21 protein-coding genes and 5 tRNA genes are annotated in these 25,072 nt (G+C 37.6%); 22 read left to right on the forward strand and 4 right to left on the reverse strand.

The features are described 5' to 3' along the window. Nucleotides 1-69: 69 nt before the first annotated feature. The 22 genes from trxA to fusA all read left to right on the forward strand — a co-directional run bounded on the left by trxA (nucleotide 70) and on the right by fusA (nucleotide 20,704). Nucleotides 70-387, forward strand: a complete 318-nt coding sequence (gene trxA, locus LW137_RS02770) for a thioredoxin (protein WP_233032964.1) — start codon at nucleotides 70-72, stop codon at nucleotides 385-387. Nucleotides 388-471: 84 nt separating this feature from the next. Further along, nucleotides 472-1,401, forward strand: a complete 930-nt coding sequence (trxB, locus tag LW137_RS02775; RefSeq protein ID WP_233032966.1) for a thioredoxin-disulfide reductase — start codon at nucleotides 472-474, stop codon at nucleotides 1,399-1,401. Then, nucleotides 1,401-2,174 (forward strand): 4-hydroxy-tetrahydrodipicolinate reductase, encoded by a 774-nt coding sequence (dapB, locus tag LW137_RS02780; RefSeq protein ID WP_233032968.1) that lies wholly within the window; start codon nucleotides 1,401-1,403, stop codon nucleotides 2,172-2,174. The genes trxB and dapB overlap by 1 nt, the downstream gene beginning before the upstream one ends. Next, complete coding sequence (mnmL, locus tag LW137_RS02785; protein ID WP_233032970.1) at nucleotides 2,171-3,136, forward strand: tRNA modification radical SAM protein MnmL/YtqA; 966 nt, start codon at nucleotides 2,171-2,173, stop codon at nucleotides 3,134-3,136. Before dapB ends, mnmL begins: the two co-directional genes overlap by 4 nt. Beyond that, nucleotides 3,126-3,839: a tRNA (5-methylaminomethyl-2-thiouridine)(34)-methyltransferase MnmD gene (locus tag LW137_RS02790; RefSeq protein ID WP_233032971.1), complete on the forward strand. Its 714-nt coding sequence runs from the start codon at nucleotides 3,126-3,128 to the stop codon at nucleotides 3,837-3,839. The genes mnmL and LW137_RS02790 overlap by 11 nt, the downstream gene beginning before the upstream one ends. Nucleotides 3,840-3,897: 58 nt before the next feature. Next, nucleotides 3,898-3,973 (forward strand) — tRNA-Thr (locus LW137_RS02795). 35 nt (nucleotides 3,974-4,008) lie between these two features. After that, a tRNA-Tyr gene (locus LW137_RS02800) sits at nucleotides 4,009-4,093 on the forward strand. Nucleotides 4,094-4,133: 40 nt separating this feature from the next. After that, nucleotides 4,134-4,210: transfer RNA gene (locus LW137_RS02805), tRNA-Gly, on the forward strand. A 67-nt stretch (nucleotides 4,211-4,277) separates the two neighbouring features. Then, nucleotides 4,278-4,352 (forward strand) — tRNA-Thr (locus LW137_RS02810). A 96-nt stretch (nucleotides 4,353-4,448) separates the two neighbouring features. Next, on the forward strand, nucleotides 4,449-5,648 hold the full coding sequence (gene tuf, locus LW137_RS02815; protein WP_233032973.1) for an elongation factor Tu: 1,200 nt from the start codon (nucleotides 4,449-4,451) through the stop codon (nucleotides 5,646-5,648). 13 nt (nucleotides 5,649-5,661) lie between these two features. Next, on the forward strand, nucleotides 5,662-5,820 hold the full coding sequence (gene rpmG / locus LW137_RS02820) for a 50S ribosomal protein L33 (RefSeq protein WP_115569960.1): 159 nt from the start codon (nucleotides 5,662-5,664) through the stop codon (nucleotides 5,818-5,820). 20 nt (nucleotides 5,821-5,840) lie between these two features. Continuing rightward, nucleotides 5,841-5,916: transfer RNA gene (locus tag LW137_RS02825), tRNA-Trp, on the forward strand. Between the two features lie 27 nt (nucleotides 5,917-5,943). Next, complete coding sequence (secE, locus tag LW137_RS02830; protein ID WP_233033160.1) at nucleotides 5,944-6,126, forward strand: preprotein translocase subunit SecE; 183 nt, start codon at nucleotides 5,944-5,946, stop codon at nucleotides 6,124-6,126. 26 nt (nucleotides 6,127-6,152) lie between these two features. Further along, nucleotides 6,153-6,680, forward strand: coding sequence for a transcription termination/antitermination protein NusG (gene nusG, locus LW137_RS02835; protein WP_233032975.1), 528 nt, complete (start codon nucleotides 6,153-6,155; stop codon nucleotides 6,678-6,680). Nucleotides 6,681-6,712: 32 nt separating this feature from the next. Beyond that, the gene (gene rplK / locus LW137_RS02840; RefSeq protein WP_233032977.1) at nucleotides 6,713-7,138 is read left to right on the forward strand and encodes a 50S ribosomal protein L11; all 426 of its coding nucleotides are present in this window, start codon (nucleotides 6,713-6,715) and stop codon (nucleotides 7,136-7,138) included. A gap of 14 nt (nucleotides 7,139-7,152) precedes the next feature. Beyond that, nucleotides 7,153-7,857: a 50S ribosomal protein L1 gene (rplA, locus tag LW137_RS02845; RefSeq protein WP_233032979.1), complete on the forward strand. Its 705-nt coding sequence runs from the start codon at nucleotides 7,153-7,155 to the stop codon at nucleotides 7,855-7,857. Between the two features lie 79 nt (nucleotides 7,858-7,936). Next, nucleotides 7,937-8,419, forward strand: a complete 483-nt coding sequence (gene rplJ, locus LW137_RS02850; protein ID WP_233032981.1) for a 50S ribosomal protein L10 — start codon at nucleotides 7,937-7,939, stop codon at nucleotides 8,417-8,419. A gap of 11 nt (nucleotides 8,420-8,430) precedes the next feature. Then, nucleotides 8,431-8,808, forward strand: a complete 378-nt coding sequence (gene rplL, locus LW137_RS02855) for a 50S ribosomal protein L7/L12 (protein WP_233032983.1) — start codon at nucleotides 8,431-8,433, stop codon at nucleotides 8,806-8,808. A 156-nt stretch (nucleotides 8,809-8,964) separates the two neighbouring features. Further along, a complete protein-coding gene (locus LW137_RS02860) occupies nucleotides 8,965-17,610 on the forward strand; it encodes a DNA-directed RNA polymerase subunit beta/beta' (protein WP_233032985.1) in 8,646 nt (2,881 codons plus the stop codon). Between the two features lie 77 nt (nucleotides 17,611-17,687). Next, nucleotides 17,688-18,071 carry a 30S ribosomal protein S12 gene (gene rpsL / locus LW137_RS02865; RefSeq protein ID WP_027326825.1) on the forward strand — a complete coding sequence of 128 codons (384 nt, stop codon included), beginning with the start codon at nucleotides 17,688-17,690 and terminating at the stop codon, nucleotides 18,069-18,071. 12 nt (nucleotides 18,072-18,083) lie between these two features. After that, the gene (gene rpsG / locus LW137_RS02870) at nucleotides 18,084-18,551 is read left to right on the forward strand and encodes a 30S ribosomal protein S7 (protein ID WP_233032987.1); all 468 of its coding nucleotides are present in this window, start codon (nucleotides 18,084-18,086) and stop codon (nucleotides 18,549-18,551) included. A 74-nt stretch (nucleotides 18,552-18,625) separates the two neighbouring features. Then, nucleotides 18,626-20,704 carry an elongation factor G gene (gene fusA / locus LW137_RS02875; RefSeq protein WP_233032989.1) on the forward strand — a complete coding sequence of 693 codons (2,079 nt, stop codon included), beginning with the start codon at nucleotides 18,626-18,628 and terminating at the stop codon, nucleotides 20,702-20,704. A gap of 59 nt (nucleotides 20,705-20,763) precedes the next feature. Here fusA and LW137_RS02880 read toward each other — a convergent pair whose 3' ends face one another. From LW137_RS02880 to tsaE, 4 genes are read right to left on the reverse strand one after another with little or no spacing between them, the layout of a single operon-like run. After that, the gene (locus LW137_RS02880) at nucleotides 20,764-22,671 is read right to left on the reverse strand and encodes a motility associated factor glycosyltransferase family protein (RefSeq protein ID WP_233032991.1); all 1,908 of its coding nucleotides are present in this window, start codon (nucleotides 22,669-22,671) and stop codon (nucleotides 20,764-20,766) included. Then, nucleotides 22,668-23,948: an RNA polymerase factor sigma-54 gene (locus LW137_RS02885; RefSeq protein ID WP_233032993.1), complete on the reverse strand. Its 1,281-nt coding sequence runs from the start codon at nucleotides 23,946-23,948 to the stop codon at nucleotides 22,668-22,670. The genes LW137_RS02880 and LW137_RS02885 overlap by 4 nt, the downstream gene beginning before the upstream one ends. Continuing rightward, nucleotides 23,945-24,667 carry an LPS export ABC transporter ATP-binding protein gene (gene lptB, locus LW137_RS02890; RefSeq protein ID WP_233032995.1) on the reverse strand — a complete coding sequence of 241 codons (723 nt, stop codon included), beginning with the start codon at nucleotides 24,665-24,667 and terminating at the stop codon, nucleotides 23,945-23,947. Before lptB ends, LW137_RS02885 begins: the two co-directional genes overlap by 4 nt. Then, entirely contained in the window at nucleotides 24,664-25,071 is a 408-nt protein-coding gene (gene tsaE / locus LW137_RS02895) for a tRNA (adenosine(37)-N6)-threonylcarbamoyltransferase complex ATPase subunit type 1 TsaE (protein WP_233032997.1), read from the reverse strand. Before tsaE ends, lptB begins: the two co-directional genes overlap by 4 nt. Nucleotide 25,072 lies beyond the last annotated feature (1 nt).

Below are 25,072 nucleotides of genomic sequence, written 5' to 3' on the forward strand. Positions count from 1 at the left end.
AATATGGCTTAAATACAGAGATTGAAGATTCGTAGTATAATCTTAATAAAAATAAAAAGGAGAAAAACAATGGGACAATACATTGAATTGACAAAAGAAAATTTTGAAGAAGTTGTAAAAAATGGCCTTTCGCTTGTGGATTTTTGGGCTCCATGGTGTGGACCATGTAGAATGCTATCCCCAGTCATTGACAAACTCGCACAAGATTATTCAGGAGTTGCAAATATTTGCAAGGTGAATACAGATGAGCAAGAGGAGCTTTCTGCTCAATTTGGGATTCGCAGTATCCCAACAATTTTATTTCTTAAGGATGGCAAGGTAGTTGATCAAATGGTGGGTGCCACTTCAGAGCAGGTTTTAAAAGACAAGCTTGATTCTCTCAAATAAATTAGTAAAGGGTTTCCCCTTTGCTAACTTATGATTTTCTTTTCCCTTATACAATCAATAACAATTTTTATTAAAGGAATGAAAATGTTAGACTTAGCAATTATTGGAGGAGGTCCAGCAGGACTTAGTGCAGGTTTGTATGCCACAAGAGGTGGTTTGAAAAATGTTGCCTTATTTGAAATGGGAATGCCTGGAGGGCAGATCACTGGAAGTAGTGAAATTGAAAATTATCCAGGTGTTGCACAGGTTGTAAGTGGAATGGATTTTATGCAACCTTGGCAAGAACAATGTTTTCGTTTTGGGCTTAAACATGAGATGGCAGAAGTTGTTCGAGTTTCTAAACAGGGTGATATTTTTCAAATCATTCAAGCTGATGGGAAAAGTGTTGAAGCCAAAAGTGTTATTGTTGCCACAGGTGGGAAGCCCAAGAAAAGTGGAGTAAAAGGTGAGCTTGAATTTTGGGGAAAGGGTGTAAGTACGTGTGCAACTTGTGATGGATTTTTTTATAAAAATAAGGAAGTAGTTGTATTAGGAGGAGGAGATACTGCTCTTGAAGAGGCTATTTATCTTTCAAGAATCTGCTCTAAAGTATATCTTGTTCATCGTCGAAATGAGTTTCGTGCAGCTCCTAGTACAATTGCCCATGTCAAAGAAAATGAAAAAATTGAAATCATCACTCCTGCTGTTGTCAAAGAAATTGGTGGAGATTCTATGGGGGTGAGTTTTGTCACAATTGAAACCAATGGAGAAGAAAGGCGACTTGATGTTCCAGGGATTTTTATTTTTGTTGGTTATGAGGTCAACAATTCTGTTTTAAAACAAGAAGATGGGAGTATGCTCTGTGAGTGCGATGAGTGGGGGAGTGTTGTGGTGGATTTATCTATGAAGACAAGCCTTAAGGGACTCTATGCTGCTGGGGATCTAAGGATTCAGGCTCCAAAGCAAGTTGTTTGTGCTGCTGGAGATGGAGCAACAGCAGCATTAAGTGTTTTATCTTATTTGGAAGGACATTAGTGTTAGAAGTTGGACTTGTTGGGTATGGTGGGAAAATGGGGGGATTGATTTGTGATCTTATTGCTCAAAGCGGGGATTTAAAGCTTACAAGCGTTTATGATCACAAAAATCAAAGAAATTTACAAAGCAGGCAAGAGGATATCTATTTTTCTAATGATTGGGGGGAATTTTTAAAACATTCGCAAGCCGTGATTGATTTTTCAACTCCTCAAGCAACCTTTTCCTTGCTTGAGGCATGTTTAGAGATTCCTAGGCCATTGGTTATAGGAACAACAGGCTTGAGTGAGGAGACACATCAATTAATGAGAAAGGTGTCACAAAGTGTTCCTGTTGTCTATGCAACAAATACAAGTCAAGGGATCAATCTTTTGAATCAATTTGCATTTCTAGCCTCAAAAATTTTAGAAGATTGTGATATAGAGATTGTCGAAATGCATCATCGCTCCAAAAAAGATGCGCCAAGTGGTACAGCTATGACTTTGGCTGAGTATTGTGCCAATGCAAGAGGTCTAGAATTGGAAGAAGTGAGGGTAAGTGGGCGTGATGGAAATATTGGCAAGCGAGATAAGCAAGAAATTGGTGTAATGAGCTTGAGGGGGGGAGATATCGTAGGTCGACATACGGTAGGTTTTTATTGTGATGGGGAGTATTTGGAGCTTACACATACTGCTACAAATCGCAAAACATTTGCTCTAGGAGCTTTGAGGGCTGTACGATGGGTCATGGTTCAGAAGAATGGGATTTTTAGTATGAAAGAAGTTTTGGGTCAATGAGAGAGATTCTAACTCTAGGCAGATATTTTAAAAAAAGATTTGGACAAAGGGTGAGAAAGATCCCAATTTCTTTGCAGGGTTTTACATGTCCAAATATCGATGGAAGAGTTGCTAGGGGAGGGTGTATTTATTGTTGCAATGAAAGTTTTTCTCCAAGTTTGGTCAAGATTAATCATTTGGGAAAACAAGTCAAGATGCATTTTGATCTCAAAGAGAATCCTATTTTGGATGCTCAAGTTCAGCAACTCAAAGAACAATTCTTTTGGCATGCAGATTTTCATAAAGAAAAATTTGAAATCCAAAAATATATGATTTATCTTCAATCTTATACCAATACATATGCCCCATTTGAAACGCTTAAAAGAATTTTTGATGAGGCCTTAAATCTGCCCAATGTGGTTGGAATTAGTATCGGCACACGGATTGATTGTGTTTCTTTAGAGGTGCTTGATTTGCTTGCAGAGTATGTTAAGAATGGAAAAGAAGTCTGGCTTGAATATGGGATTCAATCCGTATTTCCAAAGACTCTTGAGCTTATCAATCGCGGTCATGGAATCGAAGATGCACAAAATCAATTTATTTTGGCTCGACAGAGACAAATTAAAGTTTGTGCGCATTTGATTTATGGACTTCCTCAAGAAAATGAAGAGATGATGTTGCACTCTTTAAGAGAGGTTATTGGTTGGGGGATTGATGGCATCAAGCTTCATCCTTTATATGTTGTAGAAAATACAAAACTTGCCAAAATGTATAAAAATGGCGAATATATACCTATTTCTTTAGAGGTTTATACGCGTTTGATTTTGCAGTCTTTGCAAGAAATTCCAGATGACGTAGTGATTCACCGCATTAGCTCTGGAGCACATGATGAGATGTTAATTGCTCCTAAATGGTGTTTTGATAAAAATATTCAAATGCGTTACATTCGAGATCGTTTAAGGGAAGTGGGGCTTGAATATTAGGGAATCTGTAAGTGCAGATGGAAGCCATACACTGTTTAATGAAGAGTATCAAGAGAGCTATCATAGCTTAAAAGATGGTGCTATAAATGAAACGATGCAGAAGCACGTTTTGCCTCCATTGGATTGCTTGGATTTAATGTCAAGACCAAAGATCAGAATCTTGGATATTTGTTTTGGTTTGGGGTATAACTCTTTTTTTACAATTTATGCATTTCTTTTGCGACAATATTGTGGAGAGATTGAGATATATAGCCCAGAAAAAGATTTGGAAATTTTTTCTAAACTCCTTAAGATAAATTATCCTAAAGAAATATTGACGCTTGATGGGACGGAGTTGAAGGAAATTTTATCTGCATTGAAAGATGAGGGGGAGTACTCTCAAAATCAATGGAAGATACAGTGTTTTAGGGGTGAGGCATTAGAGTATTTGGAGAGGTTTGATTGTGGGTTTTTTGATGTTATTTATCAAGATGCATTTTCTCCTCAAAAAAATCTAGAACTCTGGAGTGAGCAGTATTTCTCAAAGCTCTTTATTCTTTTGAAAGATGATGGGGTCATCACAACATATTCTCAAAGTAAGCAAGTAAGTGAAACAGTCAAAAAGATTGGCTTTTATGTTTATGAAATTCAGCAAAAAGAAGTACGCAATAGTCGTTTATTTGCAAAAAAAGAAATAAATCTTCCATTTTTGGTAAAAAAATAATATTTTCTCTTGACAAGAAGGTAAAAAATCTATAAAATGCGATTTTCATTTTTAATTTGCTGGTTTAGCTCAGTTGGTAGAGCAGCTGCCTTGTAAGCAGCAGGTCGGGGGTTCAAGTCCCTTAACCAGCTCCATAAATTTTGGTGTTTGACCGGTAATAAGCTAATTTGGTGAGATACTCAAGTGGCCAACGAGGGCAGACTGTAAATCTGCTGACTATGTCTTCCGTGGTTCGAATCCACGTCTCACCACCACTTTCTAGCCAGAAGTGGTAGTCGATTTGCTTTTGTTTTTGCGGGAATAGCTCAGTTGGCTAGAGCATCAGCCTTCCAAGCTGAGGGTCGCGGGTTCGAGCCCCGTTTCCCGCTCCATTCTGGGAGCCATTTTCTTCATAGAAATTTTTCCCTTATATTTTTTATTGTTTTTTGGAGATATCTTGCCCATATAGCTCAGGGGCAGAGCACTTCCTTGGTAAGGAAGAGGTCGGCGGTTCAAATCCGCTTATGGGCTCCAGTTCAGTGTTAGATGCTTTTATCTAAAGATAATATTGAAATAGAAATTTGCTATAATTTGAGGCATTTTGAATTTTAAAAAGCTAGGAGAATAAAAATGGCTAAAGAAAAATTTGTAAAAAGCAAACCGCATGTTAATGTTGGAACAATTGGTCATGTCGATCATGGTAAAACAACTCTTAGTGCTGCAATTTCTGCTGTTTTGGCAACAAAGGGATTGGCAGAACTAAAAGATTATGACAATATTGATAATGCCCCAGAAGAAAAGGAAAGAGGGATTACAATCGCAACTTCTCATATTGAATATGAAACAGAAAATCGACATTATGCGCATGTAGATTGCCCAGGGCATGCTGACTATGTTAAAAATATGATTACAGGTGCAGCTCAAATGGATGGAGCAATTCTTGTTGTATCTGCTGCTGATGGTCCTATGCCTCAAACTAGAGAGCACATTCTTTTGTCACGTCAAGTAGGTGTTCCATATATCGTTGTTTTCTTAAATAAGCAAGATATGGTCGATGATGCTGAATTGCTTGAACTTGTTGAAATGGAAGTAAGAGAACTTTTGAGTAGCTATGAATTCCCAGGAGATGATACTCCAATTGTTGCAGGATCTGCTCTTAAAGCACTAGAAGAAGCAAAAGCTGGAACAGTCGGTGAGTGGGGAGAGAAGATTCTTAAGCTTATGGCTGAGGTTGATGCTTATATTCCAACACCAGAGAGAGACACAGAAAAAACTTTCTTGATGCCAGTTGAGGATGTGTTCTCGATTGCAGGAAGAGGAACTGTTGTGACTGGAAGAATTGAAAGAGGTGTTGTAAGTGTAGGTGATGAGGTTGAAATTGTTGGAATCAGAGATACTCAAAAAACTACAGTTACTGGCGTTGAAATGTTTAGAAAAGAGCTTGACAAAGGTGAAGCAGGTGACAACGTTGGTGTTCTCTTGAGAGGAACAAAAAAAGAAGAAGTTGAAAGAGGTATGGTTCTTTGTAAACCAGGATCAATTACTCCTCACAAGAAATTTGAAGGAGAAATTTATGTTCTTTCAAAAGAAGAGGGAGGAAGACATACACCTTTCTTCAATAACTATAGACCACAATTCTATGTAAGAACAACAGACGTAACAGGAGCTATTACTCTCCCAGCAGGAACAGAGATGGTTATGCCTGGAGATAATGTAAAGATTTCTGTTGAACTAATTAGCCCAATTGCTCTTGAAGAAGGAACACGTTTTGCGATTAGGGAGGGTGGACGAACTGTTGGTGCTGGTGTTGTTACAAAAATCATTGAGTAATTAGGAATTTAAGATGAAGGTAAAAATAGGTCTTAAGTGTTCTGAGTGTGGTGATATTAATTACAGCACAACAAAAAATGCTAAAACTAACACTGAAAAATTGGAGCTCAAAAAGTTTTGCCCTAGGCTCAATAAACATACGCTTCATAAAGAAGTTAAGCTAAAGAGTTAATCTCTTTAGCTTATAAATTTAGGTCAGTAGCTCCAATGGTAGAGCGTCGGTCTCCAAAACCGAGTGTTGGGGGTTCGAGTCCCTCCTGGCCTGCCAATGAATAAAAAGAATGAGATATTAGAAATGATCAAAAAAATAACAAATTATTATCGAAGTGCTAAAGAGGAATTATGGAAGGTTATTTTTCCTACAAAGCAACAGTTGAAGATTTCTTTCATTGCAGTTGTTGTTGTTGTAAGTGTAATAACTCTTTTTTTGGCCTTGGTAGATTTGATTTTGTCAAGTTCTATGTCAAGCATTTTGTAGAATTTACTTAAATAGAGAGGTGTAGCTTGGATTGGTATGCTATACAAACTTACTCAGGAAGTGAACAATCTGTAAAAAGAGCTATTCAGAATCTTTTTCGTGAATGTCATATGCAAGATCGACTCAAGGATATTGTCGTTCCAACAGAAGATATTATTGAAATGAAGAATAGTAAGAAAAGGGTAGTAGAGCGCAGCTTGTATCCTGGATATGTTTTTATTCAAGTTGATGAGCTCGATACAAGTTTATGGCATATGATACAATCTTTGCCTCGTGTTGGACGCTTTATTGGAGAAAGTAAAAAGCCTACACCTTTAATGGAGTCTGACATTAAGAATATTCTAGAGAAGGTTGAGAATAGGGCTGCTCCAAAACCCAAAATCTTTTTTGATTCTGGAGAAGTGGTGCGAATTGTTGAGGGGCCTTTTGCAAACTTTACGGGAATTGTTGAAGAATATGATATGGAACATGAAAAATTGAAGCTAAATGTTTCTATTTTTGGTCGAAATACGCCTGTAGAGATTCTGTATTCCCAAGTTGAAAAAATTATTTAATTTTGTAAATCTATTTAGAGAAAGGAGTAAAAATGGCAAAAAAAATTATTGGCGAACTTAAGTTGCAAATTCCTGCTGGAAAGGCAAATCCTTCTCCTCCTGTTGGTCCAGCTCTAGGACAAAGAGGTGTAAATATTATGGAATTTTGTAAAGCTTTTAATGAGAAAACAAAAGATATGGGAGACTTTAATATCCCTGTTATCATTACTGTCTATCAAGACAAAAGCTTTACATTTGTAACAAAGAAACCGCCTGTTACCGATTTGATTAAGAAGGCAATCAAACTTCAAAAGGGATCAGATAATCCATTGAAAAACAAGGTTGGACAATTAACTCTTGGTCAGCTTGAAGAAATTGCAAAAACAAAAATGGAAGATCTTAATACTTCGGATATTGAAGCAGCAAAAAAAATTGTCGCTGGAAGTGCAAGAAGCATGGGTGTTGAAATCATAGATTAGGAAGGTTGGAGTAAATGGCAAAAAAAGTATCGAAGCGTTTGAGAAATTTAAATGAGAAAGTTGATGTTTCTAAAACTTATGATATAGATTCTGGAGTATCTGTTCTTAAAGGATTGGCCTCTACTAAATTTGATGAAACTGTAGAGATTGCTTTAAGATTAGGTGTTGATCCAAGGCATGCTGATCAAATGATTCGTGGGGCAGTAGTTCTCCCACATGGAACAGGAAGAACAGTAAGGGTTGCTGTATTTGCTAAGGGAATCAAGGCTGATGAAGCTCGCGAAGCAGGTGCAGATATTGTTGGTGATGAGGATTTGGCTGAAGAAATCAAAAATGGCAATACCAATTTTGATATGGTAATTGCTACTCCAGATATGATGGCTTTAGTAGGAAAGGTTGGAAGAATTCTTGGACCTAAAGGATTGATGCCTAATCCAAAAACAGGGACTGTAACTCTTGAAATTGCAAAGGCTGTTGGCAATGCAAAGGGAGGTCAAGTTAATTTTAGAGTGGATAAAAAGGGTAATATTCATGCTCCTATTGGCAAAGCCAGCTTTGAAACACAAAAGATTAAAGAAAATATGCTTGAATTTGTGCGAGCAGTGAATCGTTTAAAGCCAGCAAGTGCCAAGGGAAGATATATTCGCAATAGTTCATTGTCTCTTACAATGAGTCCTGCTGTGAGAATTGATTCTCAAGAACTTTTAGAAGTTAAATAATTTTATCTTAGACTAAGACTATTGGTGTCCTTGTGGCTTAATTTCCAATATATGTCCTTAAGTCTGAAAGGAGGAAAAAATGACCAAACAAGAAAAGCTTGAAGTCGTTGAGTCTCTTAAGGCTGAGTTTTCTGCTTCTTCTGCAATTGTTGTATGTGATTACAAGGGTCTTAAAGTTAAGCAGCTTGAACAATTAAGAAATAATGCTAGAGTTGCTGGAGTTAAGGTTCAAATTGTTAAAAATACATTGGCAAAAATTGCTATGAATGCAGTAGAGTTACCAGAGCAAGAGCTCAAGGATACAAATATCTTCATTTGGGGAGATGATCAAATCATTCTTTCTAAGATTTTGTGTAAGTTTGCACAAGATCACAAAGATAATTTTTCATTGAAATTTGGATACTTTGATAAAGAAGTTGTTGATGTTGCGCATATCGAGTCTATTTCTAAGCTTCCAAGTAGAGATGAGCTTATTGGTATGTTGCTTTCTGTATGGACTGCACCAGCAAGATACTTTGTAACAGGTATGGATAATTTAAGAAAACAAAAAGAAGAACAATAAAGGAGATAAAAATGGCAATTACAAAAGAGGATGTATTAGAGTACATTGGTGGTTTATCTGTTTTGGAGCTTTCAGAACTTGTAAAAGATTTTGAAGAGAAATTTGGGGTTAGTGCTGCTCCTACTGTTGTTGCAGGAGCTGGTGTTGCAGCAGGTGCTGCTGCTGGAGCAGAAGAAAAAACAGAATTTAATGTAATTTTGGTTGATGGTGGTTCTAACAAAATCAATGCAATCAAGGCAGTAAGAGAGCTTACTGGACTTGGTCTCAAAGAAGCTAAAGAAGCAGTTGAGCAAACTCCTTATACAATTAAAGAGGGAGCGAGCAAAGATGATGCTGAAGCAATGAAAAAGAAGCTTGAAGAAGCTGGTGCTAAGGTTGAGATCAAATAAGTTTCAATCAAAACAGATTTTCTTTAAGTTGAAAATGCCCTTAGATTTTTCTAGGGGCATTTTTGTATTTATTAATGTAGGTTTTCTTATTAAGGTTCTTTTTTGGAACTTTATTCAGAGTACTTACTCTTCAAATCTTAATTCGAGGATTCAGTAATGCCAATGAAAAATGATTTAAAAAATAGATTACGCGTTGATTTTACACAAAATCCACAAAGCCTAGAAGTCCCCAATTTATTACTTTTGCAACGAGGAAGTTATGATTCATTCCTATCAACTAACCCAGATTGTGAAAGTGGAATTGAAAAAGTCTTTCGATCTATTTTCCCAATTCAAGATGCTCAAAATCGTATTACTTTGGAATATTTGGGTTGTGAACTTGGTAAGCCAAAATATACAGCTACAGAAGCCATGGTGCGAGGGATTACATATTCCATTCCTCTAAAGATGAAGGTAAGACTTGTTCTTTGGGATAAGGATGAAAAAACGGGTGAAAAAATCGGAATTAAAGATGTCAAAGAACAAAGCATCTTTATTCGCGAGATTCCTTTAATGACTGATCGAACATCTTTTATTATTAATGGGGTTGAAAGAGTTGTTGTAAATCAGCTTTATCGAAGTCCAGGTGTAATTTTTAAAGAAGAAGAATCCAATACAGCTTCCAATAAGCTTATTTATACTGGACAAATTATTCCAGATCGAGGATCTTGGCTGTATTTTGAATATGATGCAAAGGATATTTTGTTTGCCAGAATTAACAAAAGACGTAAAGTTCCTGTAACAATTATTTTTAGAGCAATGGGATATGACAAACAAGATATTCTTAAAATGTTCTACTCTAATCTTGTTATCAAGCAAAAAAATGGAAAGTATCTGACTTTATTTAATCCAAGCAATTTTGATGGTCGTTTAGAATTTGATCTCAAGGATGAAAAAGGAAATGTGCTTGTTCAGGCCAATAAGCGACTTGGAACAAAAAAGGCAAAACAACTTCAAGATGAGGGATTGAAGTGGATTGAATATCCTGTTGAAATTCTTTTAAATCGCTTTTTGTCTGAGCCAATTGTAGATGCACAAAGTGGAGAAGTGCTTTTTGATTCTCTAACGCAACTGGACGAAATGAAATTGAAAAAAATTCAAGAATTAGGCATTACAGAATTTCAGATTGCCAATGATTTGGCAAGTGGTTCGGATAAATCAATTATCAACTCTTTCTTCGCCGATGCAGAATCTCTTAAGCTCTTAAAGCAAACAGAAAAAATTGATGATGAAAATGATTTGGCTGCAATCAGAATCTATAAGGTTATGCGTCCTGGAGAGCCTGTTACTAAAGAAGTTGCTAAGGCATTTGTACGACAACTTTTCTTTGATCCAGAAAAATATGATTTGACACGAGTTGGGCGTATGAAAATGAATCATAAACTCGGTCTTAAGGTTCCTGACTATGTGACTGTCTTGACGCATGAGGATATTTTTGAGAGTGTGAAATATCTCATTAAGGTCAAAAATGGTCAAGGGCGCATTGATGATCGTGATCATTTGGGAAATCGAAGAATTCGGTCTATTGGAGAGCTTTTGGCTAATGAGCTTCATGTAGGGCTTGTGAAAATGCAAAAAGCGATTCGCGATAAGCTCACTACTATGAGTGGGCAGTTTGAAACAATTATGCCTCATGATTTGATTAACTCTAAAATGATTACAAGCACAATTATGGAGTTCTTTACAGGTGGCCAACTCTCACAATTTATGGATCAAACCAACCCATTATCAGAAGTAACGCACAAAAGAAGGCTTTCTGCTCTTGGAGAGGGTGGGCTTGTTAAAGAGCGTGTTGGTTTTGAGGCAAGAGATGTGCATCCAACCCATTATGGAAGAATCTGCCCAATTGAAACTCCAGAAGGTCAAAATATCGGACTAATCAACACTCTCTCAACATTTACGCGTGTCAATACATTAGGCTTTATTGAAGCTCCTTATAAGAAGGTCAATCAGGGAGTTGTGAGTGATGAGATTATTTATTTGACTGCAACTCAAGAAGAGGGTCTTGTTATTGCTCCTGCAAGTACAAAAGTGGATGAGAGTGGGCGTATTGTTGAGGATCTGATTGAAGTCAGAAAAGATGGAGAGATTATTCTGAGCGAAAAGAATAAGGTAGATTTGATTGATCTTAGCCCAAGAATGCTTGTTGGCGTTGCTGCATCCTTGATTCCGTTTTTGGAGCACGATGATGCAAACAGAGCATTGATGGGATCAAACATGCAGCGTCAGGCAGTTCCATTGCTTAAGCCGGACGCTCCAATGGTGGGAACAGGGATTGAAAAAGTAATTGCAAGAGATTCTTGGGAGGCCATAAAGGCTAAGCGTGCCGGAATCATTGAACGTGTTGATTCTAGAAATATTTATGTATTGGGTGAAGATGAAAATGGAGCCTTTATTGATCATTATGCTTTGCAGAAGAATCTTCGAACCAATCAAAATACAAGTTTTTCTCAATATCCAATTGTAAAAGTGGGAGAAAAGGTTGAAGTAGGACAAGTGATTGCAGATGGTCCAAGCATGGATAGTGGGGAATTGGCTCTTGGACAAAATGTGCGTGTTGCTTTTATGCCATGGAATGGTTATAACTTTGAGGATGCGATTGTTGTCAATGAAAAACTCATTAAAGATGATGCCTTTACTTCAATTCATATTTATGAAAAAGAAATTGAAGCAAGAGAACTCAAGCACGGCGCAGAAGAAATTACAGCTGATATTCCTGGTGTGAGAAGCGAAGAGATTGCACATCTTGATGAAAGTGGAATTGTTAAGATTGGAACATATGTTAGTTCGGGGATGATTCTTGTTGGAAAAGTTTCTCCAAAGGGAGAAGTGAAGCCAACTCCAGAAGAAAGACTTTTGAGAGCAATTTTTGGAGAGAAAGCTGGGCATGTTGTCAATAAATCTCTTTATTGTCCTCCGTCTTTAGAGGGGACTGTTGTTGATGTTAAGATTTTCACTAAGAAGGGATATGAAAAGGATGCACGAGCCATCAGTGCATACGAAGAAGAAAAAGCTATTTTAGATGTTGATCATCATGATCGCTTAACAATGCTTAATAAAGAAGAAATGCTAAGAATCACTTCAATTTTGGCAAAAGAAAAATTGATTGCAAATGCAAAAATTGGAGAGAAGACCTACCAAAAAGGTGAGAGCATCTCTAAAGAAGAGATTGCAAACATCAATCGTTTTGCACTAAATACTCTTATCAAGAGCTATTCTGAAGAGGTTCAGGCTCAATATGAACAAATCAAGAATAATTTCTTGGAGCAGAAGAAGACTCTTGGCGAAGAACATGAAGAAAAACTTGCGATTTTGGAAAAAGATGACATTCTTCCTAGCGGAGTGGTTAAGCTTGTTAAGATCTATATCGCAACAAAAAGAAAGCTTAAGGTTGGGGATAAAATGGCTGGTCGCCATGGAAATAAGGGGATCGTTTCAAATATTGTGCCTTCAGTAGATATGCCTTATACTGCTGATGGAGAGGCTGTAGATATTGTTCTTAATCCTCTAGGGGTTCCAAGCCGTATGAATATCGGACAAATCTTGGAAGTGCATCTAGGGCTTGTTGGTAAGAATCTTGGAAAACAAATTGAGGCGATGATGCAACAACAAACTGGAGATTGGCTTGAGGCAGTCAAACAAAAGATTATTGAAGTTGCTGAGCTTGTAACACCTAAGAGTTCAGAGGTAAGAAAATGGGTTGATCAACTTACTCAAGATGAGCTATTAGCTTATGCAAAAGATTGGAGTCGAGGTGTTAAATTTGCTATTCCTGTGTTTGAAGGAATTGAGCAAGAAAAGTTTGACAAGCTCTTTGATATGGCCCAAATTGCTTCTGATGGAAAATGTGATCTTTATGATGGAAAAACAGGAGAAAAGATTAGAGAGCGTGTTAATGTGGGGTATATGTATATGCTCAAACTCCACCATCTTGTGGATGAAAAAGTGCATGCAAGAAGCACAGGACCTTATTCTCTTGTGACGCAACAACCTGTGGGAGGAAAGGCGCTATTTGGAGGACAAAGATTTGGAGAAATGGAAGTTTGGGCTTTAGAGGCTTATGGGGCAGCTCACACACTTAAAGAAATGCTAACCATTAAATCTGATGATACAGAGGGAAGGGTGCGTGCATATAAAGCTATTACGCGTGGAGAGCCTATCGGTGAATCTGAAATCCCAGAAACCTTTTATGTTTTATCAAAAGAATTGCAATCTTTGGGGCTTGATGTTAATGTTTATAGCGATGAAAAAGATGAAGATGGCAATCCTCAACTTTTGACAATCAAAGAAGATAGTCGTCCAAAAGATTTCAATGCCTTCCAGCTTGTATTGGCAAGTCCAGAGAAGATTCTTTCTTGGTCAAATGGCGAGGTTAAAAAGCCAGAGACAATCAATTATCGAACACTTAAGCCAGAAAGAGACGGGTTATTCTGTACAAAGATTTTTGGACCTGTGCGTGATTATGAGTGTTTGTGTGGCAAATACAAGAAGATGCGCTATAAAGGCATTGTTTGTGAGAAGTGTGGTGTTGAAGTAACAAGTGCAAAAGTGAGACGTTCAAGAATGGGGCATATTGAGCTTGTGAGTCCTGTGGCTCATATTTGGTATGTGAGTTCATTGCCAAGCCGAATTGGAACGCTTTTAGGGGTGAAAGTTAAAGATTTAGAAAGAGTGCTTTATTATGAGGCTTACATTGTTAAGGAAGCAGGTGAGGCTTACTATGATAATGAAAAAACAAAGCCTGTAATGAAATATGATGTTTTGAATGAAGAACAATTCCAAAGTATTAATCAACGCTTTGAAATGACAGGGTTTGTTGCTCAAATGGGAGGAGAGGCAGTTAGGGACTTGCTTGAGGGGCTTGATTTGGTTGCACTTTTGGCTAGCTTGAAAGAAGAGGTCAAAAGCACAAATTCAGAAGCTAAGAAGAAGACAATTATTAAGCGTCTTAAAGTAGTTGAAAGTTTTGTAGCTTCAGGAAATCGCCCAGAGTGGATGATACTCAGTGTCTTGCCAGTTCTTCCACCAGATTTGAGACCATTGGTTGCATTAGATGGAGGTAAGTTTGCCGTAAGTGATGTGAATGACTTGTATCGTAAGGTGATCAACCGAAATCAACGTCTTAAGAGGTTGATGGAGCTAGATGCACCAGAGATCATTATCCGCAATGAGAAAAGAATGCTCCAAGAAGCAGTTGATGCTCTTTTTGATAATGGACGCAATGCAAATGCAGTGAAGGGTGCCAATAAGCGGCCATTAAAATCACTCTCTGAAATTATCAAAGGAAAGCAAGGGCGATTCCGTCAGAATCTTCTTGGAAAGCGTGTGGATTTCTCAGGAAGAAGCGTTATTGTTGTTGGTCCAAATCTTCGAATGGATCAGTGTGGATTGCCTAAAAATATGGCTCTTGAGCTCTTTAAACCTCACTTACTTGCTAAGCTTGAAGAAAAAGGCTATGCAACAACATTAAAGCAAGCCAAAAAAATTATTGAGCAAAAAAGTAATGAAGTTTGGGAATGCTTGCAAGAAGTTGTTGAGGGTTATCCTGTATTGCTCAATCGTGCGCCAACACTTCATAAGCAATCAATTCAAGCTTTCCATCCTAAACTGATTGATGGAAAGGCAATTCAGTTGCATCCTCTTGTTTGTTCTGCTTTCAACGCAGATTTTGATGGGGATCAGATGGCTGTCCATGTCCCTCTTTCGCAAGAAGCTATTACTGAGTGTAAGGTTTTGATGCTAAGCTCGATGAATATTTTGCTTCCTGCAAGTGGAAAAGCAGTAGCTGTGCCTAGCCAAGATATGGTTTTGGGGCTTTATTATCTCTCATTGAGCAAGGAAAAAGTAAAAGGTGAGCATAAACTCTATAGCGGAATCAATGAGATTATGATGGCCTTAGAGGTGGGAGATCTTGATATTAATGCCAATATTCGTGTCTCTTGCAATCAAAAGATGATTCAAACAACAGCAGGGAGAATGATTCTCAAGTCTGTATTGCCTGATTTTGTGCCTGTTCATTTGTGGAATAGAGTGATGAAGAAAAAAGATATTGGTGCATTGATTGATTATGTCTATAAGGAAGGCGGAATCGGAATTAGTGCCACCTTCTTGGATAGCTTAAAAGATCTAGGATTTAAATATGCAACAAAAGCTGGTGTCTCAATTTCTGCTGCAGATATCATTGTTCCTGAAAGTAAGCAATCTGTGATTGATGCTGCAAAAGCAAAAGTCAAAGAAATTCAAGCTCAATTTGAATCTGGACTTCTTACTGAGCAAGAACGCTATAACAAAATTATTGATATTTGGACAGAAACCAATAATAATATGAGTAAGGAGATGATGAATCTTGTTGAAAATGATAAGGGAGGCTTTAATTCAATTTATATGATGGCTGACTCTGGAGCGAGAGGAAGTGCTGCTCAGATTCGTCAGCTTTCGGCAATGCGTGGATTGATGGCAAAGCCTGATGGAACAATCATTGAAACACCTATTGTCTCAAACTTTAAAGAGGGATTGAATGTATTGGAGTACTTTACATCAACTCACGGTGCGAGAAAAGGTCTAGCTGATACCGCTTTAAAAACAGCAAATGCTGGTTATTTGACAAGAAAACTGATTGACGTTTCGCAAAATGTTAAGGTTGTGATGGAGGATTGTGGAACACATGAGGGTGTTGAAATCACTGATATTACTGTTGGAAGCGAAATGATTGAGCCAATGGAAGAGCGAATCTATGGTCGTGTTTTGGCTAAGGATGCAATTGATCCAATTACAAATGAAGTGGTTGTTAGCGAAGGTACAATGATTGATGAAGAAATGGCTCAAAAAATCAAAGAAATTGGGCTTAAATCTGTCATTATCCGTACCCCTGTGACTTGTAAAGCTGAACGAGGAATCTGTGCAAAATGCTATGGACTCAATTTGGGTGAAGGAAAAATGGTTAAACCTGGAGAGGCCGTAGGGGTTCTTGCTGCTCAATCAATCGGTGAGCCTGGAACACAGCTTACTCTAAGAACATTCCATATCGGTGGAACAGCCTCAAGAAGCGCAGAAGAAAGACAGGTTGTGGCAACAAGTGAAGGTTATATTCGCTATTACAATATTAAGACCTTTACTAATAAAGAAGGAAAAGAGATTATTGCAAATCGCAGAAATGCATCAATCTTGATTGTTGAGCCAAAAATCTTTGCGCCATTTGATGGAAAGATTGGCATCGAAATTGCTCATGATGAAGTCATTGTGAGCGTGATCTCTAAGAAAGAGCAAGCGCGCTTTACATTGAGAAAAGATGATTTGGTTAAGCCCAATGAGCTTGCCGGTATCAGTGGAAAAATTGAAGGAAAAATTTACCTTCCTTATGAGCATGATGCAAATATTCAAGAGGGTGATAGCATTGTTGATATCATCAAAGATGGATGGAATGTTCCAAATAGGATTCCTTATGGAAGTGAGCTATTGATCAAAGAAGGAGTTTCGATTGCTCAAAATATTTATGCGCAAACTTCAGGAGCCGTGCATTACTATAAGCTTGAGGTAGATTCATTGCAAAGAGTGCAGTTTAAAGCCAAAGATCAAGTCGAAAATGATGGAGTCTTTGCCGTCATAGTAGATGAAAATGATCGAGAAGTTTCAAGACACTATATTGCAAAAGGCTCAAACATTGTGGTTGCAGATGGGGATAAAGTGGCGCAAAATGAATTAATTACACAAGCATCAGTTGCTCAACCTGTGATTGCAATGTGGGATCCATACAGTACTCCAGTGATTGCAGAAATTTCGGGTAGAGTAAGCTATGAAGATATTATTCCTGGAATCACTGTGGCTGAACAAGTAGATGAAACAACAGGACAGACTTCATTGGTTGTCAATGAGTACTTCTCAAGTGTGTATAAACCTGCAATTGTCATTGAAGATCAAAATGGAGAAAGGGTGAGCTACCGTTTGGAGGCTAAGAGTTCCATTATGGTTGCTGATGAGATGCATGTCAATGTTGCTGATATTATTGCCAAAACGCCTAAGGCCCTTGCAAAATCTAAAGACATTACAGGGGGTCTACCTCGAGTTTCAGAACTCTTTGAAGCAAGAAAGCCAAAAGATATGGCGGTTCTTTCTGAGCTTGATGGTGTGATTAGTTTTGGAAAGCCTGTAAGAGGAAAAGAAAAAATCATTGTTACAGCAGAGGATGGGCGTGTATGTGAATACTTGATTGACAAAAATAAGAAAATCTTAGTCCATCAAAATGAATTCATTCATGCTGGAGAAGCAATGACAGATGGAGTAATTTCAAGTCACGATATTTTAAGAATCAGTGGAGAGAAAGAACTTCATAAATACATTATCAGTGAAGTACAACAAGTGTATCGAAGACAAGGGGTGAGTATTGCTGATAAGCATATTGAGATTATTGTGTCTCAAATGTTGCGTCAAGTCAAAATTGTTGATAGTGGCGATACTAAGTTTATTGAAGGGGATTTGGTAAGTAAGCGTCACTTTAAGGAAGAGAATGAGCGGATTCAAAGACTTGGAGGTTCTCCAGCGATTGCTGAATCTGTGCTTCTTGGAATCACAAGAGCAGCTGTAGGAAGTGACAGTATTATCTCTGCTGCTTCTTTCCAAGAAACAACAAAAGTTCTTACAGAGGCCTCTATCGCGGCAAAAACAGATCGCTTAGAGGACCTTAAAGAGAATGTTGTTCTTGGAAGAATGATTCCTGTTGGAACAGGACTGTATAAAAATATGAAATTTAGGTATCAGATCAATTAGGGGAAAGTAGAAAAAATGCGAAAAATATTGTAAAATTTTCGCATTTTTTGATTTAATTTTTGCAAAAAGGAAAAAAAGTGCCTACGATAAATCAATTGATTAGAAAAGAAAGAAAAAAAGTTGTCAAGAAGACAAAATCTCCAGCGTTAATGGAGTGTCCTCAAAGAAGAGGAGTTTGTACTCGTGTATATACTACAACTCCTAAAAAACCAAACTCAGCTTTGAGAAAAGTTGCAAAAGTAAAATTAACAAGCAAGGTCGAAGTGATTAGCTATATTCCTGGTGAGGGTCATAACTTGCAAGAGCACTCTATTGTTTTGGTTAGAGGGGGAAGGGTGAAGGACTTGCCAGGTGTAAAATATCACATTATTAGAGGGGCTCTAGATACAGCTGGTGTTGCAAAGAGAACTGTATCACGCAGTAAATATGGTGCAAAAAAAGCAAAAGCAGATAAAAAATAAAGGAAGGTGTGAATGAGAAGAAGAAAAGCTCCAGTTAGAGAGGTTTTGGGTGATCCAGTTTATGGAAACAAGGTTGTGACAAAATTCATCAACAAAATGATGTATGACGGAAAGAAAAGTGTTGCTGAAAAAATTATTTATGCAGCATTTAACAAGATTGAAGAAAAAAGTGGAGAAAAGGGAATTGAGACTTTTGAAAAAGCCCTTGAAAAAGTTAAGCCTCTTGTAGAAGTTAGAAGTCGAAGAGTTGGGGGAGCGACTTATCAAGTCCCGGTTGAAGTGCGCCCCGCAAGACAACAATCTCTTTCTATTCGTTGGATTTTGGAAGCAACAAGAAAGAGAAATGAGAGAACAATGATTGATCGTTTGGCAAATGAGCTTATTGATGCAGCCAATGATAGAGGTGCAGCATTTAAAAAACGAGAAGATGTTCATAAAATGGCTGAAGCTAACAAAGCCTTTGCTCACTATCGCTGGTAATAATTTTGTATTTTTACATTTCCCAATTTTGGGAGATGTTTATCTTCTAATAAACTCATAAATAAGGACAACAAATGGCAAGAAAAACCCCTTTAAATCGAATTAGAAATATTGGTATTGCTGCACACATTGATGCAGGTAAAACAACAACTTCTGAAAGAATTTTGTTTTATACAGGTGTAAGCCATAAGATTGGTGAAGTCCATGATGGTGCTGCGACAATGGATTGGATGGAGCAAGAAAAAGAAAGAGGAATTACAATTACTTCAGCTGCAACAACATGTTTTTGGAAGGATTGCCAAATCAACCTGATTGATACTCCTGGACACGTAGATTTTACAATTGAAGTTGAGCGTTCTATGAGGGTTTTGGACGGAGCTGTTGCTGTGTTTTGTTCTGTAGGTGGAGTTCAGCCTCAGAGTGAAACAGTCTGGAGACAAGCTAATAAATATGGTGTTCCACGCATGGTTTTTGTTAACAAAATGGATAGGATAGGAGCTAACTTCTATAATGTAGAAGAGCAAATTAAAGCAAGACTTAAGGCCAATCCTGTGCCAATCAACATCCCAATCGGGGCAGAAGATAGCTTTAAGGGTGTTGTTGATCTTATTGCGATGAAAGCAATTGTTTGGAATGATGAAACAATGGGGGCAAAATACGATATTGAAGAAATCCCCGCAGATTTGGTCGATAAAGCTAATGAGTATCGAGAGAAACTTGTAGAAGCTGCTGCAGAGCAAGATGAAGCTTTGATGGAAAAATATCTTGGTGGAGAAGAATTGAGTGTTGAGGAAATCAAGAAAGGGATTAAAGCTGGATGCTTGAGTATGAATCTTGTTCCAATGCTTTGTGGATCTTCTTTTAAAAATAAAGGTGTTCAAACATTGCTTGATGCAGTGATTGATTTCTTGCCTGCTCCAACAGAAGTTGCTGATATTAAAGGTATTGATCCAAAAACTGAAGAAGAAATTAGTGTTCAATCTGGGGATAATGGAGAGTTTGCTGGTCTTGCTTTCAAAATCATGACAGATCCATTTGTGGGACAATTGACTTTTGTGCGTGTTTATCGAGGAATGCTTGAATCTGGAAGCTATGTACTCAACTCAACTAAAGGCAAGAAAGAAAGAGTTGGACGTCTTCTTAAAATGCATTCAAATAAAAGAGAAGATATTAAAGAAGTTTATGCGGGAGAAATTTGCGCATTTGTTGGCTTGAAGGATACGCTAACTGGAGATACACTTTGTTCTGAAAAAGATCCTGTAATCTTGGAAAGAATGGAGTTCCCAGAGCCTGTAATTCATATTGCTGTTGAGCCAAAGACAAAAGCAGATCAAGAAAAAATGGCAGTAGCTCTTGGAAAGCTTGCTGAAGAAGATCCCAGCTTTAGAGTAAGTACTCAAGAAGAAACTGGTCAGACTCTGATTGGTGGAATGGGTGAGTTGCATCTTGAAATTATTGTCGATCGTTTGAAGCGTGAATTTAAGGTTGAAGCAGAGATTGGACAACCTCAAGTTGCGTTCCGTGAAACAATTAGAAGTTCTGTAGAGCAAGAATGCAAATATGCTAAGCAATCTGGTGGTCGTGGACAATACGGACACGTCTTTATTAAGCTTGAACCCAAAGAGGCTGGAAGTGGATATGAATTTGTCAATGAGATCTCTGGTGGGGTGATTCCAAAAGAATATATTCCTGCTGTTGATAAAGGGATTCAAGAGGCTATGCAAAATGGTGTATTGGCTGGCTATCCTGTCGTTGATTTTAAAATTACATTGTTTGATGGAAGCTATCACGATGTGGATAGTTCGGAAATGGCATTTAAGATCGCAGGATCTATGGCATTTAAAGATGCGTGCCGCAAAGCAAATCCTGTATTGCTTGAACCAATGATGAAAGTAGAAGTAGAGGTTCCTGAGGAATATATGGGTGATGTGATTGGGGATCTCAATCGAAGAAGAGGACAAATTAACTCAATGGATGATCGTATGGGATTAAAGATTGTCAATGCCTTTGTTCCTTTGGCTGAGATGTTTGGCTACTCTACAGATCTTCGATCAGCAACTCAGGGGCGCGGTACTTATACAATGGAATTTGATCATTATGGTGAAGTTCCTTCAAATATTGCAAAAGAAATTACAGAGCAAAGAAAGGGATAAATTCCCACTCCTTGCTCCCCCCCCCTTTTTTTTACCTTAGAATAGCTTCCTTAGTCTTTTTAAAGAATAAGCCTTAATTTAAGTTTGTATTTATCAAGTGCAATAAGAATCAAATCAAGACATTGTGCATAAAGTGGAGTGATGAGATTGTGTGGATAGTGAAGTGCACAGAGCATTAGGCTATGCAAAATATGTGAGACGCTTCCTTCAAAAAGGGTTCCGATACTAGGATTGGATGCGCTTTGAGATAGACAAAAATAATAAATAGAATCAATAAGGGTGAAAAGTTCTTCTTTACTATGAATTGAGACTTGAAGCATTTCTTTAAGCCGATCAATAAAGGTCTGACATTGGTTGATAAATTCTTTTTTATCAAATTGTGTAGAGGGCTTAGAAAAGCATTGTTTTAATAAATCAATTGCCTGAGTTTTATTTTTGGGTTTAAGTTCAAATTCCTCAACTTTTATGCTTCTACTTCCTTGAATGTAGGCTCCATCTCCGAGATTGAGAACATGATTGGGTTTAAAGTGGTTGATTGCTAAACTCATCATCTCTGATGAGAGAGAAAAAATAGAAGTGGAATAAACTTTTTTGTTTTGATTCCCTTGGACTTCAAAAGCATCTCTTGGAATCTCTGTTGTCTCCTCTCCATAAAAACTGCCCTTGGCATGTTTGCTTTGTCCTTCAATGTATCCGCAATCCAATCCACATAAAATCACATCGCTTCCTAATGCGCAGGCAAGTGCAACTCCAGCATTTCCTACAAAAGGTGAGCTAAGCTCAAGAATAAAAGAGCGGATTAAATATGCGCTTGCGCTTCCTCCTCGCATAAAGAGAAACTTTTCTTTTGCTAGGGCAAGGGCAGATGGGTTGATCATATTCCCTGCAATTAGTGGAGTGTCATCCAATGGGGCATCTTTGAGGACATCATAAAGATAGTCAATGCGTTCAATTTCAATTTGAAAATCTGGTCGAATATGATGATTTTTGAGCACTTTAAGTGCGGTTCCACAACTAAAAATAATCATTTTATCTTGGTTTTTTTGAATAAAAGGAATGAAGCTATTGAGACTTGAGCCATTGCCAACCACACATATGGGAATATCAATTCGCCTAGGGGCAGATAGGATGGGGGGAGGTGAGGCGAGATTGTGAAGTGTGTTTTTAAGTCCAATGACTTCATCTTCAAAACTTCCCCAACCGCGAGAATTTTTTGCATGCATTTCATGCACGATTTGCTTGGCATTTTCAATCTTTGGAGAGGAATAAAGAGAAAGCTCAAGTCGTAAAAAATTGTTTGTGATTTTGTGAGATTGAAAATATTGTTTGATGAGATGACGACTGATGAGATCTTGCACGAAGAGATAGCAAGAGCGTTTGGCACATCTTTCAAAAAGAAGTGGGAAATCTACAAAAAATAGGGCAATACGAAAGAAATCAATTTCTTCTTCAAACCACAAAAGAGAATGAAAAAATACTCCCTCATCAATTAGAATTTGAAGAAATAGCCCCCCTAAAGCCCCATAGATACAAGTATTTGGCAAAAATGATGAGGGAAGGTGAAAGTGTCCAACTCCTCCAAGCTGATCTAGAGAATCAATCATTTGATTGATGACTTCTCCTGTGATTGGGAAACGATTTGTATCCATTTTTTGTAGATAGAGATGGTTGTGCGAAAGAAGCCATTTGGGATTTTGCAAAGGGGAGTGTGCAAGATCTAGGTGAGTTTGCAAAAATAAATGTTGGTGATTGGTCTTGGGATAAACAAAAGAATGATTGGGAAGATGAATGAGATTGATGCCTTCTTGATCAAAAAAGAGATTGTAGTTTTGGGGAGGGAGCAGAAGCTTTTCATAAAGTTTTGGATTGATAGAGGAAAAAAAAGTGAGATTTTGAGAAAAGCGTTTTTGTAGTGTCGATTCTATGAGGGTTTGATTGGAAGTTTGCAAAAGATCAATGAGTTTCATAGGCTCATCTCATATAACTTTTTGCGCTCACTTGAGCTTGCAATATTGAGTTTTTGTCTGTATTTTGTGATTGTTCTTCGCACGATTTTGATGCCAAATTTCGCTTCAATCAGTTCTAGAATTTTAGAATCACTGAGAGGTTTTTTGCGATTTTCATTTTTAATAAGATCCAAAATAAAATCTTTGATCGCGCTATTGCTGATATCTTCATCAAGTGCAGTAGAAAAAAAACTTTTGATAGGAAAGATTCCTCGATCGCATTCTAAGTATTTGTTCGAGATCGCTCTTGATATGGTGCTTGGCGCATGTCCAAACTCATCGGCTAAATCTTTTAGTTTCATGGGTTTGATTTCGCCTCCATGAAAAAAGTCATATTGATATTCCACAATCATTAAGCCAATCTTTTGCAGTGTTGCTTTTCTCATTTCAAGAGCATCAACAAGCAATCGAGCCTCTTTGAGTTTGGTTTTGATGAATTGCTCTTGAATGTTTTTAGATGCCATAAGTTGGATAGAGGAGTCAATTTCAATACTGGGAGAGGCAAAATCATTGAGTTTGACTTCAATCTTTCCTTCATCAAAGTAGACAAATAAATCGGGCTTGATATATTGTTCTTGGGCTAGAAAGTCAATAGCTGGAGGGTTTTTGAAGCTTTTGATGGTTTGCATTACTTGAAGATAGAGGGGATGGTTTTTGTATTTAAAGTGATTATTGAGATCTTGCAAAATTTCATCTGCCAATGTATAAGCATCTCCATTGAGTTCGCTTTGCTGTAGTTGAAAATGAAATGATTCAAAGCAATCTAGTGCGCCAATTCCGTAGGGTTCAAGATAAGCAAAGCGTTTGCGAATTTTTTCTACCTCACAAGAAGAACAAAAGTGATTTTGTGCAATTTTTTCCAAATCACCCTCAAAGTATCCCTCTTGATTAAGATTCTCAATGATTTCTTGTGCAATTTCTTGGGAGAGGGGTGTGGGAAATAAAGGGGGTGCAATTTGATCTTGCAGGATTTGATAAAGACTCTCCTCATAAAAGCAAAAATTTTCAAATCCTTCCGGAGCACCTTTGCTTTTTTTGGGAATCTTATTTTGTGCATTTTGATGTGTAAAAGTTTGCATTGAATGATTTTTGACTTCTGCATAAGGGTTGTCTTTAATCATCTCATTGAGTGTTTCCTCAAGTTCCTCATTGGAGCTTTGAAGGATGGGAAGCCAATTTTTAAGTGTTGTGGAGAGTTTTGTTTTTGTGCTTTGGTTGAGCCTTAGGCCTGTTTTCATGCTTTGAAGTTTTCGCCTAGATAATGTTTGCGAACCAGTTCGTCATTGTAGATCTCGCTAGCCTTTCCACTTGTAAGAAGTGTTCCACTTTTGATGACATAGGCTTGATCACAAACTGCCAAAGTTTCTCGCACATTGTGATCAGTGATGAGGACACCAATATCCATAGAGACAAGCTTTTCAATAATTTTTTGAATATCAATGACAGCTAGTGGATCAACACCCGCAAATGGTTCATCTAGCAAAACAAATTTTGGATTTTTGACTAGAGCGCGTGCAATTTCTACTCTGCGTCTTTCTCCTCCACTTAAACTAACTCCTTTTCTAGCTCGAATAGGCTCGATATTAAAAGCACTGAGCATCTCTTCAATCATATGCCGTCTTTCTTTTTTGTCTTTGATAGAAATTTCTGCACTTAGCATTAGATTTTCTTCTACGCTCAGCTCTTTGAAGATGCTTGATTCTTGTGGGAGATAGCCAATGCCAAGATTGGAGCGTTTATGTAATGGATAATGAGAAATCTCTATATCGTTAAGATAAACATTGCCACTTGTGGGTCTCAAAAGGCCACAGATCATATAAAAAGTCGTTGTTTTTCCTGCTCCATTAGGTCCTAAAAGTCCAACAACTTCACCGCTTTTTACCTCTACAGAAACATCATTGACAATATTTGTTTTTTTGATTTGTTTGCTAAGATGAATGGCTTTTAAGACGTTCATTGAGATATCCTGTAGGTTCGATTTGTTCCGTTTTTGACAATTGTAACAATAATCATAGCAAAACCACTTTCTTTTAGGATTCCTTCTAGTGTTTCATCTCCCCATTCAACAAAATGCCATCCTTGAGTATCAAGCATATCCAATAATCCTAATTCAAGACATTCTGCGAGTGATTTGCGATACAAATCATAATGAAAAAGGGTAAGCGAGCTAGATGAGTAGATGTTCTGGATCCCAAATGTTGGGGAGGTTACTGGGAAGGAGAGGTTGATTTTTTGAGCAAGGTTTTGAATAAGGGTTGTTTTTCCGCTTGCTAAATCTCCGCGTAATAAGACAATGTGGTGGGGAGAAAGAAGGGGAATGAGATGATTAATTGTTTGTTGCAAGGAAGAAAAGATCTGCACT

The organism is Helicobacter kayseriensis, assembly GCF_021300655.1.
Classification (GTDB): domain Bacteria; phylum Campylobacterota; class Campylobacteria; order Campylobacterales; family Helicobacteraceae; genus Helicobacter_G; species Helicobacter_G kayseriensis.

Excerpts from the sequence above, each read along its gene's own strand:
- trxA (WP_233032964.1), top strand. The coding sequence starts at position 70 with ATGGGACAATACATTGAATTGACAAAAGAAAATTTTGAAGAAGTTGTA.
- trxB (WP_233032966.1), top strand. The coding sequence starts at position 472 with ATGTTAGACTTAGCAATTATTGGAGGAGGTCCAGCAGGACTTAGTGCA.
- mnmL (WP_233032970.1), top strand. The coding sequence starts at position 2,171 with ATGAGAGAGATTCTAACTCTAGGCAGATATTTTAAAAAAAGATTTGGA.
- tuf (WP_233032973.1), top strand. The coding sequence starts at position 4,449 with ATGGCTAAAGAAAAATTTGTAAAAAGCAAACCGCATGTTAATGTTGGA.
- rpmG (WP_115569960.1), top strand. The coding sequence starts at position 5,662 with ATGAAGGTAAAAATAGGTCTTAAGTGTTCTGAGTGTGGTGATATTAAT.
- secE (WP_233033160.1), top strand. The coding sequence starts at position 5,944 with ATGATCAAAAAAATAACAAATTATTATCGAAGTGCTAAAGAGGAATTA.
- rplK (WP_233032977.1), top strand. The coding sequence starts at position 6,713 with ATGGCAAAAAAAATTATTGGCGAACTTAAGTTGCAAATTCCTGCTGGA.
- rplA (WP_233032979.1), top strand. The coding sequence starts at position 7,153 with ATGGCAAAAAAAGTATCGAAGCGTTTGAGAAATTTAAATGAGAAAGTT.
- rplJ (WP_233032981.1), top strand. The coding sequence starts at position 7,937 with ATGACCAAACAAGAAAAGCTTGAAGTCGTTGAGTCTCTTAAGGCTGAG.
- rplL (WP_233032983.1), top strand. The coding sequence starts at position 8,431 with ATGGCAATTACAAAAGAGGATGTATTAGAGTACATTGGTGGTTTATCT.
- LW137_RS02860 (WP_233032985.1), top strand. The coding sequence starts at position 8,965 with ATGCCAATGAAAAATGATTTAAAAAATAGATTACGCGTTGATTTTACA.
- rpsG (WP_233032987.1), top strand. The coding sequence starts at position 18,084 with ATGAGAAGAAGAAAAGCTCCAGTTAGAGAGGTTTTGGGTGATCCAGTT.
- fusA (WP_233032989.1), top strand. The coding sequence starts at position 18,626 with ATGGCAAGAAAAACCCCTTTAAATCGAATTAGAAATATTGGTATTGCT.
- LW137_RS02880 (WP_233032991.1), bottom strand. The coding sequence starts at position 22,671 with ATGAAACTCATTGATCTTTTGCAAACTTCCAATCAAACCCTCATAGAA.
- LW137_RS02885 (WP_233032993.1), bottom strand. The coding sequence starts at position 23,948 with ATGAAAACAGGCCTAAGGCTCAACCAAAGCACAAAAACAAAACTCTCC.
- lptB (WP_233032995.1), bottom strand. The coding sequence starts at position 24,667 with ATGAACGTCTTAAAAGCCATTCATCTTAGCAAACAAATCAAAAAAACA.